This window comes from Roseivirga spongicola (assembly GCF_001592965.1).
Lineage (GTDB): Bacteria > Bacteroidota > Bacteroidia > Cytophagales > Cyclobacteriaceae > Roseivirga > Roseivirga spongicola.
This window is the reverse complement of record NZ_LRPC01000028.1, coordinates 529811-548155: the sequence shown is the minus strand read 5'-3', so window position 1 is coordinate 548155 and position 18345 is coordinate 529811. Positions and strand designations below refer to the sequence as shown.

The 18345-nt window shown below is 39.1% G+C and carries 15 protein-coding genes; 7 read left to right on the top strand and 8 right to left on the bottom strand.

All coding sequences use genetic code 11. The annotated features are described in order from the left end of the window. Entirely contained in the window at positions 1 to 1578 is a 1578-nt protein-coding gene (locus tag AWW68_RS14195) for an ArnT family glycosyltransferase (protein WP_157717663.1), read from the bottom strand. Between the two features lie 124 nt (positions 1579 to 1702). Between AWW68_RS14195 and AWW68_RS14190 the strand changes: the two genes are divergently transcribed. The 3 genes from AWW68_RS14190 to AWW68_RS14180 are packed head-to-tail and all read left to right on the top strand — an operon-like array spanning position 1703 to position 5389. Further along, positions 1703 to 2647, top strand: coding sequence for a glycosyltransferase family 2 protein (locus tag AWW68_RS14190; protein WP_068222228.1), 945 nt, complete (start codon positions 1703 to 1705; stop codon positions 2645 to 2647). Beyond that, positions 2628 to 3500 carry a lysylphosphatidylglycerol synthase transmembrane domain-containing protein gene (locus AWW68_RS14185; protein WP_068222225.1) on the top strand — a complete coding sequence of 291 codons (873 nt, stop codon included), beginning with the start codon at positions 2628 to 2630 and terminating at the stop codon, positions 3498 to 3500. The genes AWW68_RS14190 and AWW68_RS14185 overlap by 20 nt, the downstream gene beginning before the upstream one ends. A gap of 53 nt (positions 3501 to 3553) precedes the next feature. Then, a complete protein-coding gene (locus tag AWW68_RS14180; protein WP_068222222.1) occupies positions 3554 to 5389 on the top strand; it encodes a tetratricopeptide repeat protein in 1836 nt (611 codons plus the stop codon). Between the two features lies 1 nt (position 5390). Here the strand turns inward: AWW68_RS14180 and AWW68_RS14175 are convergent, their stop codons facing one another. Together AWW68_RS14175 and trpF are read right to left on the bottom strand one after the other, a co-directional pair. Further along, positions 5391 to 5888, bottom strand: coding sequence for a SixA phosphatase family protein (locus tag AWW68_RS14175; protein ID WP_068222219.1), 498 nt, complete (start codon positions 5886 to 5888; stop codon positions 5391 to 5393). Between the two features lie 77 nt (positions 5889 to 5965). Next, the gene (gene trpF / locus AWW68_RS14170) at positions 5966 to 6568 is read right to left on the bottom strand and encodes a phosphoribosylanthranilate isomerase (protein ID WP_068222216.1); all 603 of its coding nucleotides are present in this window, start codon (positions 6566 to 6568) and stop codon (positions 5966 to 5968) included. A gap of 152 nt (positions 6569 to 6720) precedes the next feature. On the opposite strand from trpF, the gene AWW68_RS14165 reads away from it, so the two are divergent. Genes AWW68_RS14165 through rpe form a run of 3 tightly spaced genes read left to right on the top strand, consistent with a single transcriptional unit; the run spans position 6721 to position 9719 of the window. Then, positions 6721 to 7473 carry a hypothetical protein gene (locus AWW68_RS14165; protein ID WP_068222213.1) on the top strand — a complete coding sequence of 251 codons (753 nt, stop codon included), beginning with the start codon at positions 6721 to 6723 and terminating at the stop codon, positions 7471 to 7473. Continuing rightward, on the top strand, positions 7463 to 9043 hold the full coding sequence (locus AWW68_RS14160; protein ID WP_068222211.1) for a S8 family peptidase: 1581 nt from the start codon (positions 7463 to 7465) through the stop codon (positions 9041 to 9043). The genes AWW68_RS14165 and AWW68_RS14160 overlap by 11 nt, the downstream gene beginning before the upstream one ends. Before the next feature lie 13 nt (positions 9044 to 9056). Further along, entirely contained in the window at positions 9057 to 9719 is a 663-nt protein-coding gene (gene rpe / locus AWW68_RS14155; RefSeq protein ID WP_068222208.1) for a ribulose-phosphate 3-epimerase, read from the top strand. 3 nt (positions 9720 to 9722) lie between these two features. Here the strand turns inward: rpe and AWW68_RS14150 are convergent, their stop codons facing one another. From AWW68_RS14150 to AWW68_RS14130, 5 genes are all read right to left on the bottom strand, one after another. Next, on the bottom strand, positions 9723 to 12350 hold the full coding sequence (locus AWW68_RS14150; protein WP_157717662.1) for a TonB-dependent receptor: 2628 nt from the start codon (positions 12348 to 12350) through the stop codon (positions 9723 to 9725). Further along, positions 12304 to 13242, bottom strand: a complete 939-nt coding sequence (locus tag AWW68_RS14145) for a FecR family protein (RefSeq protein ID WP_068222203.1) — start codon at positions 13240 to 13242, stop codon at positions 12304 to 12306. The genes AWW68_RS14150 and AWW68_RS14145 overlap by 47 nt, the downstream gene beginning before the upstream one ends. A 55-nt stretch (positions 13243 to 13297) precedes the next feature. After that, entirely contained in the window at positions 13298 to 13816 is a 519-nt protein-coding gene (locus tag AWW68_RS14140; protein WP_068222199.1) for an RNA polymerase sigma factor, read from the bottom strand. A gap of 6 nt (positions 13817 to 13822) precedes the next feature. Then, positions 13823 to 15682, bottom strand: a complete 1860-nt coding sequence (locus AWW68_RS14135) for a glycoside hydrolase family 13 protein (RefSeq protein WP_068222196.1) — start codon at positions 15680 to 15682, stop codon at positions 13823 to 13825. Between the two features lie 76 nt (positions 15683 to 15758). After that, a complete protein-coding gene (locus tag AWW68_RS14130; protein ID WP_068222193.1) occupies positions 15759 to 16751 on the bottom strand; it encodes a hypothetical protein in 993 nt (330 codons plus the stop codon). A 265-nt stretch (positions 16752 to 17016) separates the two neighbouring features. Here AWW68_RS14130 and AWW68_RS14125 point away from each other — a divergent pair, with 265 nt between their 5' ends. Next, positions 17017 to 18345, top strand: a complete 1329-nt coding sequence (locus tag AWW68_RS14125) for a M24 family metallopeptidase (protein WP_068222190.1) — start codon at positions 17017 to 17019, stop codon at positions 18343 to 18345.

The following is an 18345-nucleotide window of genomic DNA, read 5'->3' as shown; positions in this document are numbered from 1 at the left end:
CTAGTGCTTTCCCCATTTCATAACCAGCGTGGTTGGGTTTTCAAATAAATCTTTGGCTTCGGAATGGTATTCTAGGCCATCAATTTGCTCCAACTCTTCACGGTAGTCAGTTCTAGAGATCACATAACCGGAAGGAGCCTGTGTCATGGCTTCTTCAATTTCCTGTAAGGTTGAAAAGCGAGGAATTTCTCTTTCTAGTGCAAAAACAAATGCAGGGTTAAGGCGTGCATAGGCAATCATTGCTTTACTAGTTTCCATCTGAGGGACTAGTTTTCTAACTGGGTTTTCAGCATCTACTTGAGGAAAGATCAGATAGAAAAACAAGAGTATAGTTGCCATCCATCCGGCTACATTCCACCTAAGCAATGCCGCTATATTTTTCGACCTGAACATTGTGTAGAAATTATAGATTCCTACTCCTGTAAGAATGATGAAATATACACCTAACCAAGAGAGGTGGCTTAATGATGGATCGCCTTTAAGGCCGAAATAGATTCCAGCAGGAAATCCCACCAGAAGTACCGAATAAAGGCCTAAGCCTAATTTGTTCCATTTATTAGTGAACCATTGTGTGTCAATCTGAGACAAATAAAACCCGAGAACAACAGCTAATACTGGGTATGAAGGAACCGTATAATTAGGCAATTTAGTACTTGAAGAAGCGAAGAAAATGACTACTACAAGGGCTGCTATTAATGAATAGAGAAGAGGTTCGTTCTTTCTATTGAGGATAGCATATTTAATGCTCTGAAAAACAAATGGTAAGAAGGTGAGCATCCCTAAGACAAATACAAAGGCAAAGGTGATAATGAATATACCCTCGTGACCTTCCATAGCCTCTGAATAGCGGGAGAAGTTGTGCTTAAAGAAAAAGTCTTCGGTCCATGCACCGTTGGTTTGCTTATGCACCTCATAGTACCAAGGCAAAGCCACCATCAGTGATAGTAACAATCCACCAAAGGGCTGCATGCGCCATATAGTCTTCCATTTAAAATCTCTGTTCAGTAATAAAAATATAACAGCAGTAAGACCTGGTAGTGCCACAGCAATCGGGCCCTTGGTTAAAAGTCCACAGCCAATGGCAAAGTAAAAGGAGAAAAGTTGCCATCTGTTACCAGTTTTATAAGCATCGTAGAAGGAGAAGTATGCCCAAGTGATAAAGAGTATCAAGTATGGGTCTGGTACAGACATGTGAAACTGCAAGTTAAAATGCAGGGATGCAATGAGCACCAAACTAGAAAGAATGGCTGCACGAGTATTAAAATGCTTCAGCACAAAAAGAAAGGTGAGCACAATGGTTAGCACGCCAAATAGCGATGAGAAGAACCTTGCACCAAAAGCATTCACTCCAAATAATGAATACCCTGCAGCCATAAAATAATAGTGTAGGGGAGGTTTATCGGTTCGTAAATCTCCGTTATAGAATGGCACTACGTAATTGCCACTTTCATACATGTAGCGAGCCGCCTCAGCATTTTTTGCTTCGTCTAAGGCATAAACATCTAGTCCACCAATATTGGCAAACATTACAGCTATCGATAGGGCAACTAATGCCCCGAATATGATTCTCAGTTTCACTTGGTCACAAAACTAATCGAAAAATGATAAAGCAAGCCTCAATTGTATTGATTAGGTATTTGGGGCAGAACATGTTTACTTTGCACAGCGAAATTTTGGCCTGCTCAAAACATAGAATTTGAAGATGAAACTATCGGTAGTTGTTTCCCTCTACAATGAAGAAGATAATGTGATTCCCCTTTGTGAAAAGGAGTATGAAGCACTGGAAGGTATTGATTATGAGCTGATTCTAGTAGATGATGGTTCTTCTGATAAAACGGTTGAAAATGTTAAGAAGGTAGCTAATGAGCGCACTAAGCTCTTAATCTTCAACAAAAACCATGGACAAAGTACAGCTATGCAAGCTGGAATTGATGCAGCAGAGGGTGAGTACATTGTTACCATGGATGGTGATTTACAGAACGACCCAGCAGATATTCCAACTATGTTGGCCAAATTAGAAGAAAGCGGACTTGATGTTGTAGCTGGAGTAAGAGCTAACAGGCAAGACGGTTTTGTGCTTAGAAAATTCCCGAGCAAAATTGCTAACTGGATTATCCGAAATACTACTGATGTTAGATTGAGTGACTATGGCTGTAGTCTTAGAATCTACAAAAAAGATATAGCCAAAAACCTTGGTCTGTATGGTGAGCTTCACCGATTCATTCCTGTTTTAGCTAAACTTCAAGGGGCTAAAATGACCGAAGTTGATGTTAGACACCACGCAAGAATGCACGGAGAGTCTAAATATGGCATCAACAGAACATTCAGGGTAATGGCCGACCTCATTCTGATGATCTTCTTTCAGAAGTATTTCAGAAGGCCAATGCACCTCTTTGGAGGGTGGGGAATCATCACTTTTATTGTAGGCTTCCTCATTAACTTGTATTTAGTTATTTACAAGTTTTGGACAGGAGAAGACATTTGGGGGCGTCCACTTTTACTCTTAGGAAGTATCCTTATTCTTGCGGGTATTCAGTTTGTGACGGTCGGTATAATCGCAGAACTAATGATGAGAACTTATTATGAGTCTCAGAATAAGAAGGTTTATCGCTTAAAAGAAACTTTCATTGGCGAGCAAAAAGCTTAAGCGGTGGGCGAAAGTAGCTGCTCAGCTGGTTATTGCTGTTCTGGCCATCTACTACGTTTTTCAAGATATTGATTTTGAAGAACTCAAGTCAACAGTTTTATCAGCTCATATAGGCTGGCTGTTTTTAGCTTTCTTGGCATTTAATGCCTCTAAAATTCTTAGTGCCTTCAGGTTGAATTACTTTTTTCGTGCCTTACGGCTAGATTTGAAGGAGCGTTTCAATTTAAAGCTGTACTACCTAGGTATGCTTTACAACCAATTTCTTCCAGGTGGAATTGGGGGGGATGGCTATAAAGTATATCTGTTGAACAAGTGGTACGGCAACTCCATTAAAATGCTAGTAAGTGCCACTTTACTAGATCGTGTAAGTGGGGTAGTGGCTTTGGGGTTTTTGGCCTTTAGTCTTGGTCTTTTTGGTTATGCTCCAGAAGCTTTAGGAGACTACTCTTTCTTGCTTTGGCTTGGCTTAATAGCTGCTTATCCTTGCTATTACCTTTTGGTAAACCTGCTTTTTAAGACCTTCAAATCAGTTAATCATATTACTAATCTTCAGGCCCTTGGTGTTCAGGGGCTACAAGTATTAAGTGCCTTTTTCATTCTTCAAGCACTAGGAGTAGAAACAGGATATATTGACTATCTCACTTTGTTTTTGGTCACTTCTGTAGCTGCATCTTTACCTGCCTCTTTACCTGGCGGTATTGGTATTCGTGAGTTAGTAATGGTAAAAGGAGCTAGCTATCTTTTGATTAATGAAACCAATGCCACGGCTTTAGCCACCCTGTTTTTCCTGATCAGTTTGCTAAGCGCTTTAGGTGGAATTAGCTTCTTGAAGCTTAAAAAGCCAAAAAGTTAGAATTCATTAGTCAATTGTTGTAATCAGATTTAGATTAGGATAATTTTTGAAATATGAAGACTACACACTTTCTCCTTATCATCTTATTCCTTGTTTTTTATCTACCAGCGAAGGCTCAAATCTCAGTCAAGAGATTGATTAACAAATACGAAAGCAACACCGAGAGGTATAAAAATCTGGAAACGAATTTTAGTGAAATAAAACTTAAGATTTCCGCTACCATGTCACTTGGAGAAATGACGGACATTCCTGTTTCGATCTGGATGTCAGAGCCATATATGAGAATGGAAATGAGCTTTATGGGAGCTAAATTCCTTAGAATTGCGAATGACACTTTAGCTTGGTCTAGAGATCCTTTTTCAACTCAGTATGAATTTGAAAAGTTGGAAGAGAGTAATACAACTACTGATGCGGACTTAGGTTTTATAAGTTTTGGATCTTTTGACTCTAGCCTAGATAAAGGCTGGGTAGGGCAGCAGGTTTCAGAGGTGAGCATTGATAGTCTTGACTTGTACGCATTGTTAATGACTAAGGAGTTAGATGAAGTTGATAGTATCACATACTACTTTGACAAAGAGAATTTTTACAATGTTGGTTCTGATTACCACGGAGAACGTGAATTTTACCTGAATTACACTGTTGTTGATGGATTCTTACTTCCTACAAGGTTTTTTTCTTTTGGTCAGGCGGATGGTAATGTTATTATGGTAGTCGATCAATATGAAATCAATCCAGCAGTCGATGATGAATTATTTGAGATGTCTGAAGAAGCTAAATCTGCTTACAGTGGCTACATTGAAACTATAAGACCTAAATCGGAGAAGTCTCCTCTACAAAAATATTACGAGGAAGGAATAAGCTTTGCTGAAAATGGTGATTTTACCAACGCAGTTGAGAGTTACTCTAAGGCCTTGAAGATTAACCCTAACGAAAGTTCTGTGTTAAATCGTAGAGGACTTGCTAAAATGTATAATAACGATTTATATGGCGCCATTTCCGACTTAGATAGAGCAAAGGAATTTGCTGACTCTACATTATTGCCTACTGTTTACAATAACCTAGGTTTGGCAAAGTATTACTTAGGCGATAATGAAGGAGCAAAAAACGACTATCTAAAAGCACTAGATGCTGATTCGACTAATCGCATGTATAATATGAATATGGGGCTTCTAATGATCAGGTTACAAGACTTTGAATCTGCAGAAGCTTATACCACCATTTCTATAAAAAGCGATTCCACCTTGGCCAATGCTTACTACTACAGAGCAGTAGCTAAGGCTCAGATGCAAGAATATGAAGGCGCTATTGAGGATTATAATAAAGCTGGAGAACTTGGTGTAGACTTAGCTGAATATTATAACTATAAGGGAGTTACGTTTTACAATCTAAATGAGTTCGAGAAGGCAGCTAATTCATTTAAGGCAGCAATAAATAGAGACAGTACAAATAGTCAATATTTTTACAATCTCGCACAAGGCTATGAAGGAATGGAAGACTATCAGTCTAGTATTCAAATCTATGATTTACTCGTTAAAAGGGATTCTACTTCTGACAATGTATATTACGCTCGATCTGATGCTTATTGGAGCTTGGCCATGACAAATGCTGCAAGGCGGGACATTGAGAAAGCGATAGAACTTAACCCTCAGAATGCTCTTTACTATGATTATCGAGCGTATATGAAAGAAGAGGCTGGTGATTACACAGGAGCAATAGAAGATTTTACAACTTCCTTAAACCTAGAACAAGACCCTAATATATACTTCCGTAGAGGTTTAGCTAAAATCAATATTAGCAACAAGTTTGATGCTTGCAAAGACTTCAAAAAAGCTGAAGAGCTTGGTAGTGAAGAAGCCAAAGAAGCGCTTACAGAGCACTGTAAATTATAACCTAGTATTTCAATACAGTTACTGTGCCTTTGCCAATTTCAGATACAGTAACAATGAATATCATTCCGTACTCTTTTTCATCTAGTTGTTTGAATTTTTCTGAACCAAGCAAAATGTTAGCAACCATAGGCGTGGTATTGGAATGTCCAGAGATCAGAATGGTGCTTCCTTTATGCTTTTTCAGCATATCTTGAAGATAGGTCTGGCTTCTGAAATCATAAACATTAACAGTGAGTCCTTTTGCCTGAGCTAATGGCTCAGCTGTAGTTCTGGTTCTTTTGAAAGGAGTTGAGTAAATGGCCGCTATGTCTTGTTCTGCTAGTACTTCGGCCAATTTCTGGGCTCTTGCTTCACCCTCAGCGGAAAGAGAAGGATCTCGAGGGTCGTCATTAGACTTCTCCGCATGGCGAACCAAGATAAAAGTGGTTAAATCGGTTTGAGCAAAAGCTGGACTTATTGCCAAACCCAATAGGAAACACAGAACCAAGATTTTTTTCATAGCTTCTAATCTATGAAAATATCTCGTGTGCTTTGCAGGAAATTCTTTCTGAGGAATTTTTGACTATAATTAGCAAGCTAGACCCACTCATCGGCATCTAGTGCCTCAAGAATATCAGCCATCTGATCAAAGTCCTTATAGCCAGGGCGAATCTCGTCACCACCTTTAAGAGCAATTCCTTTAGGTTGAATAGCCCCAAGAACATCTTCAAGGTTATCTGTACTAAATCCACTAGCAATTACTAGTTCGGTTTCACTAGCTAGTGCTTCTAGGCTAGACGGTTCCGCTTGTTCATCTTCTAATAAGATATAAGCTATTTTATCACCAAACTGACTCGCTATGCTACTAGCATCTGCTAATGATGAAGCAGAATAAATGACCTCCTTGCCAGTTTCACATGCTTCATCGATCATACTGCTTTCCGATACTTGAATAGCGTATAAATCATACTGCGAAATAACTTCTGCCACTTTGCCTTGTGCACTTAGAGAATCAAATTCTCCAACAAAATCAACACCAGAAACCCAATCTGATAATTCTTTAAACGATTGTGGATCAGTATAATTAGGGTGCTTGTCTTCAATATTAAATCCTAATTGATTTACTCCCATACCTGCACAGTATCGGGCATCACTTAGGTTATTTACTCCACTAATTTTCACAAAGGTTTTTAAGGCCATATCGCTGATTTTTAAAGCGTGGGCAAAGCTAATTCATTCCGAAAAACTAACCCAAAATACCACACACAAATGCTTATTAAGTACTAGGGTAAAATTATATTAGACTGTATTAATTGGTGTGAACAAGCTTTGCTACCATCAAACACTAAGCAATGCTTGCTAAACGTTTCAATAAGGTATTAATTCGCAATATGAAGCTGAAAAGCTGGATTCTTCTTTCTTTACTTATTGCTCTTGTGGTGGCCTGTGGTGGCGATGACGAAGAGCCAGAGCAACCGATTGACCCTAACCGGGGTAAAAGTTATTTCTTTTTAGAGCCTGGCAAATACAGAGAATACAACGTCTATGAGATTCGCTATTCGGGAGTTGGTTTTAGCGATACTTCAGAATATCAGATCAGAGTAGAAGTAGGGGAAGGCTTTGCTAGCGGTGGAGAGACCTCTCACTTGGTGAACAGATTTAGAAGGGAAGACGCTACAGAAAGATGGGAATTAGACTCGGTTTGGACTGCCAGAATTGAGGGCAACAAAGGCATTTCGGTTGAAAACAATGTTCCAATAGTCAAAATGACTTTCCCTTTAGATACTGGCAACAGATGGGATAGTAATTTGCTCAACAGTAGGCAGCCTGTGGTAAGCCGTGTTGTCAATTTCAATAGCAATTTTACAGTAGGGCTAAATACATTTCTTAAAACAGCCGAGGTAGAATTTAGTAACTTTGATGACGGTATTGTGGATCGGTTCATCAGCAAAGAGGTTTATCGCGATAGCATTGGTATGATATATAAGCTGTATGATTCAGTTAAATACTGTACTCGCGATTGTCAGTTGGGTTCTCAGATAGTACAATCTGGTAGATACTACCGAGAAGAATTGATTGCTCATGGCTTTTTAGATGAGGATTAAGCTACTCACTGTCTTCCTTTTTTTTATTGGCCTAAATAGCTGGGCACAAGATAGGTACATGGTCTTTTTTACTGATAAGATCGGTAGCCCTTACAGTGTTCAATCTCCCGAAGACTTCCTTTCTGAACGAGCGCTGAAGCGAAGAGAAAACCAACAAATCGAAATTACAGAACAAGATTTACCTATTAGTCCGGTTTACAGACAGGGACTAAAAAGCATTGGTGCCGAGGTTTATTTTTCTACTAAATGGATGAATGGCTGCTTAGTTCAGATGGATGAGAATGAAGCAATGGCTGTTCAAAGCTTGCCTTATGTTACTAAAGTTGAACTTGTAGCACCGAATGCGCCACTAAGCTATGCTTCTGAGAAAAATGAAGATCCGCTTCCTGGCTCAAATAATCTGGCTTCTTTTCAGCAAAGCATGCTGGCTATTGACTTAATGCACAGTTATGGATTTTATGGAGAAGGAATGCTTATAGCTGTATTCGATGACGGTTTTCAGAACCTAAACCAACTAAGTGCTTTTGACCACCTTTTCCTTGATAATAGGCTATTGTACACTTTCGATTTTGTGAACAATAGAGTGAATGTAGAAAACGGTGAAGATCATGGAACACGAGTTTTGTCCATCATTGCAGCCAGTGAAGCGAATTATACTGGAGCAGCACCTCATGCTAGTTTTATTCTAAGTGTTACAGAAGCTCCTCTGGAATACAGAATTGAGGAGTACAATTGGCTATTTGCAGTAGAAAAGGCAGATTCTGCTGGTGTTGATATTATTAATACATCGCTAGGCTATAAAACAGGTTTCAGCGACCCATCAATGAACTACGCTGACATTGAGCTAGACGGTAAAACAGCGGTGATTACCCAAGCGGCTAACATGGCAGCATCAAAAGGAATTTTACTAGTTAACAGTGCTGGAAATGATGGGGATTTAGTCAGCGCACCAGCTGATAGCCCAAATGTACTAGCAGTAGGAGCAATTACAGCAGATAGCGTTTTGGTTGGGTTTAGTAGTAGAGGGTCTAATACGGTAGATGCCTTTAAGCCAGATATTGTTGCCCAAGGTGCTGGGACTTCTTTAATAACTTCTACCGGTAATTATGCAGCACAAAACGGTACTTCATTTTCTTCTCCTCTAATTGCCGGGTTGGCAGCTGGGGTGTGGCAGGCATACCCAAGTAAATCAGCAGAAGAACTTCGAGAAATGATTAAGCTATCGGGTAACATGGCTAACACACCAGATAATTTGTATGGTTACGGTATTCCAAGCTTTGCTAGAATTATTGAGAACGAGAGGGGGATTTACAGTGGCAACAAGCCAATTTACACAGCTTTTCCCAACCCAACATTCGACCATATTCAAATGAGTTTTAGTTCTGAATATTTTGGGCAACAGCTAACAATCCAGTTGATTCGCGGAAATGGGAGCTTAAAGAAAGAGTTTCTGTATATACCTTTTGAAGCCAGAAACCCTTTGCAAATAGATTTACCGGAGAGTGGTTTGTACTTTATTCGTGTTATGAGTAAGTCTGAATCTACCACTCGAAAGATCATTAAATATTAATTTATATTTGTTCATGAACTCACCTATAGTTGCCCCTTCGGTGTTGGCCGCAGATTTTGCCAACCTTCAACGCGATATCGAAATGCTGAATGAAAGTCAGGCTGATTGGATTCATATCGATATAATGGATGGTGTTTTTGTACCTAATATTTCCTTCGGTTTACCTGTTTTGGAAGCTATTAATAAGTATGCCAAAAAGCCATTAGACGTTCATCTTATGATTGTGAACCCCGAGAAGTACATAAAAGCTTTTAGAGATGCTGGCGCTGCTAATATTACGGTTCACTTTGAAGCATGTAATCACTTACACAGAATGCTAGAAGAGATCAAGTCTTTAGATTGCAAAGCAGGTGTTGCGGTAAACCCTCATACTAATGTGCAATTACTCGAAGATACCATTAAGGATATTGATTTAGTGTGTATGATGAGTGTAAATCCTGGGTTTGGAGGACAAAAATTCATTCAGAATACTTACAAGAAAGTAAGACAGTTGAAGGAAATCATTGCCGAAAACGAGGCTCATACATTAATTGAAATTGATGGGGGAGTAAATGCTCAAAATGCCAAGCCACTAATGGAGGCAGGTGCAGACGTTCTGGTAGCTGGTAGTTTTGTATTTAAGTCAGTAGACCCAGTTGAGACAATAGAAGAGTTAAAAAATGTGGTTTCTGCTTAAAGTCTAGAAGCTAAACCTTACACTCAAGTTGGGAGTGAATTCCAAAAAAAACTTAGTTCTCTGCGCAATTACTACCTCGTTGTCCTGATTCAGGTCTATGAGGTAGCCTATATTATATACATTCCTTCTATTCAAAATATTCATAAGACTAAAGCCAACTTCTCCTTGCCAAGTCTTTCCCTTGAACCTATGCCATACAGAAGCATCAAAACGGTGGTAATTGGCTACTCTTAGACTATTAGGTTTGCTAAAACGCAACTCGTACTTTTCATTTACCCCTGAGCCTGGTGGGTTAGGACTGTTGTTTTTGCGATTGAGCCGCACGTTATTGATACCTGTGTAAGGAGCACCCGTTTTGAAAGTATAACCCAGTGAAAACTCCCAGTTTCCACGTGAGAGCGTACTTGAAAAACTAAACTGATGCCTGATGTTCAGGTTAGAGGCGAAGGTTGTTGGAAATAGTTCTGAGAAGCTTACTTCCGAATCTTGAAAATTATAGCTAAACCAAGTCTTGATGTATTTCCAGCGTTTACGGAGCGTCAAGTCTGCACCAACAATTCTTTCAGTACCCTGATTGAATCCTGCCTCTCTGGTAAAGCCAAAACCTAAATTTCTGGCCAATAGTCCGTCTACGTTCTTTTGGTAAATATCGAAATCTATAAGCCATGATTTCGTGTTTCTAATGAAGCCAAGACTCATCTGCTTATTGATGAGCATAGGAACTAACTCATCTTCATCGGCCAGTAGCCAATGCTGCTCTATAGCGTTAGAAATGGTGAATTGAGACTCTTTTATTGTACTCAAATACTGATGGTATATGCCATATGTAGTCTTAAAGAGTAATTGTTCATTGAGATTATAATTGAGCTTTATTTGTGGACTAAAGACACTTCTGTCTATGGATTCAATGGCTGTCAGTCTACCGCTCAATACCAACTCTAGAGGAGCTGAAAGCTTGAGGTTAAGGTCGGAAAATACTGCGTGTATGTTTCCCTCAGAGTTAATTTGCTCTGCTTGGTCTTGCTCAAAAAAGTTCTCAGTATTGATAAGGTTTCTGATTTTGAATTTATTGAATTGATAACCAATGGTCAGCTTATGCAGGTCTTTATAGATGGAGGTGTGACTAAGTCGCAATTCCAAGTTTTCAATATCATTACTCCTTTCTTGCTTATCGTCATCAGAGTCTATGGTGGGGTTCCGAAGGTTAGTGTAATCATATTCCATTCCATAGTCTGAGTAGGCAGCACTTACAGATAAAGACTGTTTATCCGTCACTCTTTGGATCCATGAAATATCTGCTCCAGAACTTTTGATCTGGTGCGATTGTACAATATTTTGCCGTTCTCTCAAATCGTTCTCCCTATGGTTAAATTGACTTCGGTTTCTGATATAACCTAGCTTAATAGATGTCTTATCTGTTGGTTCGTAATTCCAATGAAAATTGAGGTCGGAGAAATTGAGGTCATTGCTGTATTCGCTTTCATAAACAATGCCTTGTGGGTCTCTTATCTCTCTACCAAACAACTTTTCTCCGTAGGCATTATAGGTCCAAGTAGGGATGGCATCATTATAAGATCTTCTAGCTGCAAACATTACAGATCCCTTTTTACCTAAAAATGGAGTTTTAATAAAAGCATCTCCATGCGTCATATTAATGCTGAGCTCAGCATTCAATGTTTGGTCAATTTCATTTCTTGAAGCTAATGAGATAAGACCTGCCGAAGCCCCTCCATATTGAACAGGTACATAGTTTTTATAGACGTCTAAAGTGCCAATTGAAGAAGGTATAAAGCTGGATATATTACCGAAATAATGAGCAGAATGATAGATGGGCACGTTGTTCCAGTATAGCAGCGTATTGTCTCGTGCGCTACCTCTTACATTTATTCCGGAAGCAGATTCATCATTGGAGTTGACCCCTGAAATTATCTGAGCTGAAAGCAGTACATCGCGCTCTGCTAAACCAGGGAGTATCTCCATTTCTTGAGGAAGGATACGAAAACTATTGGCTTTTGGGTCGGAAGCAATACCAGCATTTAAGTACTCCTTCAGTTCATAATCATTTAAGTCTAATGGTTCTGGTAGGAGGTGTACCTGATGCACCTGATAAGAATTTAAACTATCAACGTGTATGCTGAACGATTGAAAGCCAAGATAGAACACCTCCAATACAACTCCCTTGTGGTTAGGTATTACCAATCTTGCTAATCCAAACTCATCGGTCACTAAGCCTAGTTTGCTAGCATTTTGCTTAATGGTGGCGAAGGGGAGGGCTAAGTCAGTTTCGGCATCAAGCACCTCAATAGTCAAGAATTTAGAGGCTGCTTTCTTTATGACATAATACTGATCATCTATTTTCTGGAACTCAAGTGCAGTGTTGCTCAATGCAGCTTGAAGTGCCAAGTCTAAATCATTGGTTTGCGGTATATTATTAAGCTTAATGCCTTTAAGTGAATTAGGGTCGTAAGAGAACCTGATACGGAATTGCTTTTCTAGATTGTTCAGCACTGATTTCAAAGAAACTGCGGTCTCATTTTGAGCCATCAGGTTTAGACTAAAAATGAGAAAGAGTGGGAGAACAAGCCTAATTCTGCTCAATACCGATAATGTTGAGTTCCTTGCTGTTGGCATTGTAGCTATACTCAAGCCCTTTGGTAGACATAACAATTTGTATGGCGATTTCCACATTATCATTCGGGTAAGACCCAGTAAAACGTTCTGAAGTTAATGATATGTTGGATGAGATAGATATCCCAAATGAATTTCTCAAAGCATCTAGAGCTTCAGAAAATGGTACATTGTTCAGCTCAGTAATATTTTGAGACAACCAAAGCGGCCTTTCCTGATCTTGAATTTGCCATTGATCGATCAGTTGACCGTCTTCAACCCTAAGGCCATCTCCCTTCTGAAGAGTAGAATTAGCACCTTTGGTAAGCACCTTCACTACTCCAGAGTGAACCTGAACATTTAGATATTCGGCCCTTTGATTAACATTGAAACTAGTTCCTAAAACTACAACTTGACCTTGGCAAGTATTAACCTCAAAGTTGACTCCTTTGGTCACTTCAAAGAATGCTTCGCCCTCAAGGGTTAGTTTTCTATTTTCTGAGAATGTATGAGGGTCGAACTTCAGAACTGAATTGACATTTAGAGTTACTGTTGAGTTATCTGGTAAGGTTATAGCCTTGGTTTCACCAAATTGAGTTTTGTAAACTTTATAACTTGGTTTAGTTAAGAAATAAACCAAAGAGATGCCCACAACAAGAACAGCAGCTACTGCTAACTTCCAAATAGGGTGTATGGTCTTAGTATTAGGCGCAATAGTCTTCTTCTTTTCTTGTAACCTTTGTAATTCCAATTCAACATTGTAAGCGGGAAAAGCCATTTTATCGGTAGAGGAAATTATCTTCAGCAAGTCCTTTCCTTCTTCAGAAGACTCAAAATTCTCCTTTTCAGCAGGGGTAAGTTCATTGGCCAACCATTTGGCCAAGAAGTCTTCACTATTTTCAGAATTAGAACTCATATTATTCACTCTATGCTTACATCCACTTCATTAGAAATAACCCTACCTGCCTGTTCTATATTTTTTCGTTTATCTGTATTCTAAGTTTTAAAAGGGCCTTATGCATGCGTTTTTCTACTGCTTTAACACTTACATCCAATGCTTCTGCAATTTCGCTGTAAGTCATTTTTTCAATTCTGTTCATTAAGAAAACCTCACGCTGGCCATCAGGTAAACCTTCGATTGCTTGTTGAACTTTTAGGTCGAATTCAGAAAACTCCATTTCGAACTCTGGCGTTTCGGAGTGGCTAGGTTTAAACAGAAAATGAATGTGCTTTTCTTTAGTCCTTTCTTTCTCCAGACTTTTAAGCATTTGATTTTGAGCCACCTTAAAGACGAAAGCCTTTGCCATAGAAGGCAGCACTTGCGCACACTTCTGCCATAGAATAAGAAATGCCTCTTGAACCATGTCGTTAGACTTGTCTATATCACGATACTTGGCATAAAGAAAGTTCCGAAGCAAGGGTGCTATGCTCCGAAAGAGTGAATTGTAAATATTTTCATTGCAGCTATCTGTAGCCTGCTTAATTTCCAAGGTTAATTACTTGAGAGTGAGTACAGTGGTGGTTTTTCCAGCAACTTTAAAATCTTTAGCTAAGTCAAAGTTCTTTCCAGAAATAACATCCATACCAAAGGTAAAACCTCTGAGCATTTCTAAGTGCTTTTCTCGAGAAATTGTGACTTCTGAATCATTCATATTCATAATTACCATAACTCTCTCTCGGTCGGTGTATCTGAAATAGACATAAACATTGTTCTCAGGAACAAAATGAAGGAGCTTGCCATGCTTTACTGCATCACTGGTTTTTCTCCAATTTGTGAGCTTTGTAACGTACTGATGCATATCGTTTTCTTCGGCTGTTCTACCTTCTTTAGTAAATACAGAGCGACTGTCACCTGCCCAACCTCCGGGCATTTCGGCACGTTTTGCACCATCTCCCCAATCACTTGGGCCAGCCTTAAAAGCTAGTTCAGTACCATAATAAACCTGTGGTATTCCTCTAGTGGTCAATAGAAATGCATAAGCCATTTTTAAGTGCTTCGGGTTTTCTCCAAGTGTTGAATAGATTCTACTGATGTCGTGATTATCTAGAAAGATAACGTTCTTCATTGGGTCTGAATAGAGCCTGTCTTGGGAGAGCGCATAATAGATTTTCATCAGACCAGTCTCCCAGCCAAAGCCCTGATTAAAAGCATCTCTCACGGCAAAATGAATCTGGAAATCGGTTACAGATGGAAGATAAGATTCATAGCCATCGTTTTCTCCTGGCTTATCTTGTTGCCAATATGACTCATGAGCTACAGTTTCCACCCAAGATTCGCCTACAATATTAAAATGCGGATATGCAGCAATCACCTCTTTGGCCCATCTGGCCATGTAGTCTTGATAAGGATATAGGTAGGTATCCATTCTGATTCCGTCAATGCCTGAGTATTCTATCCACCAAAGGGTGTTTTGAATCAGATAGTCAGCTAACTGCTGATTGCGCTGATCTAAATCTGGCATTTCTGTGACAAACCAGCCCTTAACTAGCTTATTGTTGTCATACTTTGAAGCATAAGGATCGGAAGCGATTGTTCCTCTGTAGTTGGTGTTGCCGTAAACCTCATGATCGTGAACCCAATCTTTAAACGGCAAATCCTTCATCCACCAATGCTGATCCCCGATATGGTTATGGATCATATCCATAATTACTTTGAGTCCTTTATCGTGGCAAGCTTTTACAAAGGCAACAAACTCTTCATTAGAACCAAAGCGCCTGTCAATCTTATACATATCTGTAGCTGCGTAGCCGTGATAAGCTTTATATTCAGGTGTTTGATCGTTTTCAAAGACAGGAGTGAGCCAAACGGCAGTCATCCCTAGGTTTTTTATGTAGTCTAAATGGTCTAAAACACCCTTTAGGTCACCACCATGCCTGCCACTAGGGTGGTCTCTTCTGGCTGGCTCCAACATGCCCTCAACAGTATCATTATTAGGATTGCCATTAGCAAATCGGTCGGGCATTAGCAAGTAAATCACGTCTTCACTGCTAAACCCTTGATTCCGCTTCAGCTCCTTAACTCTAGGCTTTAGTTCGTAAGAAATGGTTTTGGTATCTGCTCCATTAGTGAGGGTGAGGCTGAAAGTACCTGCCAACACATCGGGGCTTATTTCCAAATACACAAATTTATAGTTGGGAGAATCACCAGAAACCTGCTTAACCATGGTTATTCCTTTATGCTGAACATTGGCTTTATACTGCCCTATGTTTTCACCATAAATCATCAATTGCAGGTTTTCGGTAGGCATTTTTGCATACCAGAAAGGCGGTTCAACCTTAAGATCGCTCTGCTGAGCTAAACCGTTTGTTCCAAAAGAAAGTGCGAATAGAAATAGTAAAAGCTTAAGTTTTCCCATGATGAGCTGATTGTGTTTGGTAAACTACAGAAATAATGGGATACAGGAAAAAATGGTCTCATTCAACCGTTTGCATTCAGCCAATAAGGTAATCTATGGCTTTGTCTACAATTGATGCAGCCACCCAAGTAAAGAAGGGGATAATCAAATAAAAGATAAATCTCGAAGCTGTAGGGATATTAATAGGGATTTCTGGAGTAGCTGTTATTAAGCGTTTGTAAGTCATTAAGTCAACCACATTTATATTCTCCAAATTGTTACCTATTCGAGATTTTTCAAGGGCTTTTTTATCTCCCTCAATTCCTTTTTCTATTAATCCAATTTCTAATTCTTTGGCTGAAATTATCCTTTTCCGAACTCCACTGAGCGGAGTAACTACCATCCATACAATAGAGGGGATAAGAGGCAATAAGGCAGGATTGTATAGCTCAATTGAATCTATACTTTCAATGAAAAGAATAGTATAGACTCCTACAAAAGCCAAAATACTTATAACGCCAGCACTTGTCAGTGGCATTAACTGCTCAGTATTTAGAATATCTATCTCAATCGCTCTTGAAAGCCTATTCATCTTAGTCATGTTACGCAGGTAGGTACTAGTAGATTGCCAAATCATAATCCATATGATCAAGATTTGAATAATAGAGTAAACCTTGAGAAACGGATAGGGCACTTCATTAAATGAAAAGCTGGCTCCATTGACAAAGAAGCCGTGTAACAAACCAATACAGATAGGAATGAGCATTTCTTTCCATGAAAGTTTCTGATCATGAAATTCCTGAATATGATCTTGCTTTTCGGATTCATTGAGCTTGGTGTAGCTCAACAACTTAAAGAAGCCTTTTTCATGATTGTTATTAATTATTCGGGAAATAAAAACCAGATAACCAGTGGTAAGAATAAAGAAGAAGGTGGTTGAATAAAGACTGTAACTATGTTTAATTCCTTCAATTTCAAATACTAAGGCTTGTAACAGAACAAAGAACACACAGGTAAGAACACCCACCAACCAATTTGGCAATTGAGAAGAAGTGAGGCGTAATAGAAATGGTTGTGATGGTTTATTCATGTCTGATAAACTTACAATTTAAACAGTATGAAATGAAGGTCAAGAAGCCATTCAAATTTTATTAATTGTAGCCAGTATTGGTTGAAGAGAATTAACTGCTCAAATCCAAAAAACTGTTACCAATAAAAACCTTGAACATTTAGTTGATGATACTATAAATAAATTAGTATTAGTCTTAATAATTTGGACATCTTAGCTGATCTGTAAGAAGTCTTGGTCAGGAATTCATAATTTGACCTTATTTTAGATCCACAATTCAACCAATATGAAAAAACTACTTCTCTTATTCTTTATGATTTGTTCATTGAGCATGGTAGCTCAGCATGAATATGGAAACATTTTATCTATGAAAGATAGAGCCACTACCATTAACAGGTTGCTAGAAGATAAAGTGAAGAATTACCTTCCTGAAATCATGAGAAGAGAGGGAATTGATATGTGGCTGGTTATTTCTAGAGAGTACAATGAAGACCCAGTAATAGAAACCCTACTACCAGCAGAATGGCTTGCCGCAAGAAGACGAACCATACTTGTTTTTTACGATCGTGGAGATGGTAAAGAGTTAGAAACTTTAGCTGTTGCCAGATATGATGTGGGTTCAGTTTTTAAAAGTGCATGGAATAAGGAAGAGCAACCTAATCAATGGGCACGCTTGGCAGAGATTATAAGTGAGAGAAACCCTAAAAAAATAGGTGTAAATAAATCTGAATACTTTGGTTTAGCTGATGGTATTGTAGCTACTGACTATGAAGGACTTAAAGAAGCCATAGGAGCTCAGTTTTCCAAAAGAGTTGTATCGGCCGAAAAGGTGGCAATTGGCTGGTTAGAAACAAGAACTGCGGCAGAAATGGCCATTTATCCGCATATAGTCAAAATTGGACATGAGATCATTAAAGAAGCCTTTTCTTCTAAGGTAATTACACCAGGGGTTACCACAACGGAAGATGTGGTTTGGTGGATGCGAGAGAAAGTACGAGAGTTAAAGCTCCAGGCTTGGTTTCACCCTACAATAGACATACAGAGAGCCGACCCAGAAAGGTTCGACCACCTAAGAACTTTTAGTAAGCGCCCAGAACCTGGTGTAATAATGCCTGGCGATCTTATTCATTGTGATTTTGGTATTACTTATCTCAGACTGAATACTGACCAGCAACAGCATGCTTACATTTTAAAATCAGGCGAAACAGATGTACCTGAATACCTAAAGAAGGCATTCAAAAATGGTAATAGGCTACAAGATATCTTCACTAATAATTTTAAAGAAGGTAGAACTGGTAATGAGGTTCTGAAGATGAGTAGGGAACAGGCCATAGCCGAAGGAATTACTCCATCAATTTATACTCACCCTATTGGTTATCATGGTCATGCAGCTGGTACCACTCTGGGTATGTGGGATTCTCAAGGAGGCGTACCTGTAACCGGAGATTACCCACTACACTTAAATACTGCCTATTCTATTGAGCTGAATGCATCTACCTTTGTTGAAGAATGGGGCAAAGACGTAAGAATAATGTTAGAAGAAGAAGCTTTCTTCAATAAAGATGGCGTACGCTATATAGATGGGAGGCAAGAGGAGATTATCATAGTAAAGTAA

What these genes read in the sequence shown, in the direction of transcription:
- AWW68_RS14150 (WP_157717662.1), bottom strand. Translation starts at nt 12,350, where the DNA reads ATGCCAACAGCAAGGAACTCAACATTATCGGTATTGAGCAGAATTAGG.
- AWW68_RS14165 (WP_068222213.1), top strand. Translation starts at nt 6,721, where the DNA reads ATGCTTGCTAAACGTTTCAATAAGGTATTAATTCGCAATATGAAGCTG.
- AWW68_RS14175 (WP_068222219.1), bottom strand. Translation starts at nt 5,888, where the DNA reads ATGAAAAAAATCTTGGTTCTGTGTTTCCTATTGGGTTTGGCAATAAGT.
- AWW68_RS14130 (WP_068222193.1), bottom strand. Translation starts at nt 16,751, where the DNA reads ATGAATAAACCATCACAACCATTTCTATTACGCCTCACTTCTTCTCAA.
- rpe (WP_068222208.1), top strand. Translation starts at nt 9,057, where the DNA reads ATGAACTCACCTATAGTTGCCCCTTCGGTGTTGGCCGCAGATTTTGCC.
- AWW68_RS14125 (WP_068222190.1), top strand. Translation starts at nt 17,017, where the DNA reads ATGAAAAAACTACTTCTCTTATTCTTTATGATTTGTTCATTGAGCATG.
- trpF (WP_068222216.1), bottom strand. Translation starts at nt 6,568, where the DNA reads ATGGCCTTAAAAACCTTTGTGAAAATTAGTGGAGTAAATAACCTAAGT.
- AWW68_RS14180 (WP_068222222.1), top strand. Translation starts at nt 3,554, where the DNA reads ATGAAGACTACACACTTTCTCCTTATCATCTTATTCCTTGTTTTTTAT.
- AWW68_RS14160 (WP_068222211.1), top strand. Translation starts at nt 7,463, where the DNA reads ATGAGGATTAAGCTACTCACTGTCTTCCTTTTTTTTATTGGCCTAAAT.
- AWW68_RS14145 (WP_068222203.1), bottom strand. Translation starts at nt 13,242, where the DNA reads ATGAGTTCTAATTCTGAAAATAGTGAAGACTTCTTGGCCAAATGGTTG.
- AWW68_RS14190 (WP_068222228.1), top strand. Translation starts at nt 1,703, where the DNA reads ATGAAACTATCGGTAGTTGTTTCCCTCTACAATGAAGAAGATAATGTG.
- AWW68_RS14135 (WP_068222196.1), bottom strand. Translation starts at nt 15,682, where the DNA reads ATGGGAAAACTTAAGCTTTTACTATTTCTATTCGCACTTTCTTTTGGA.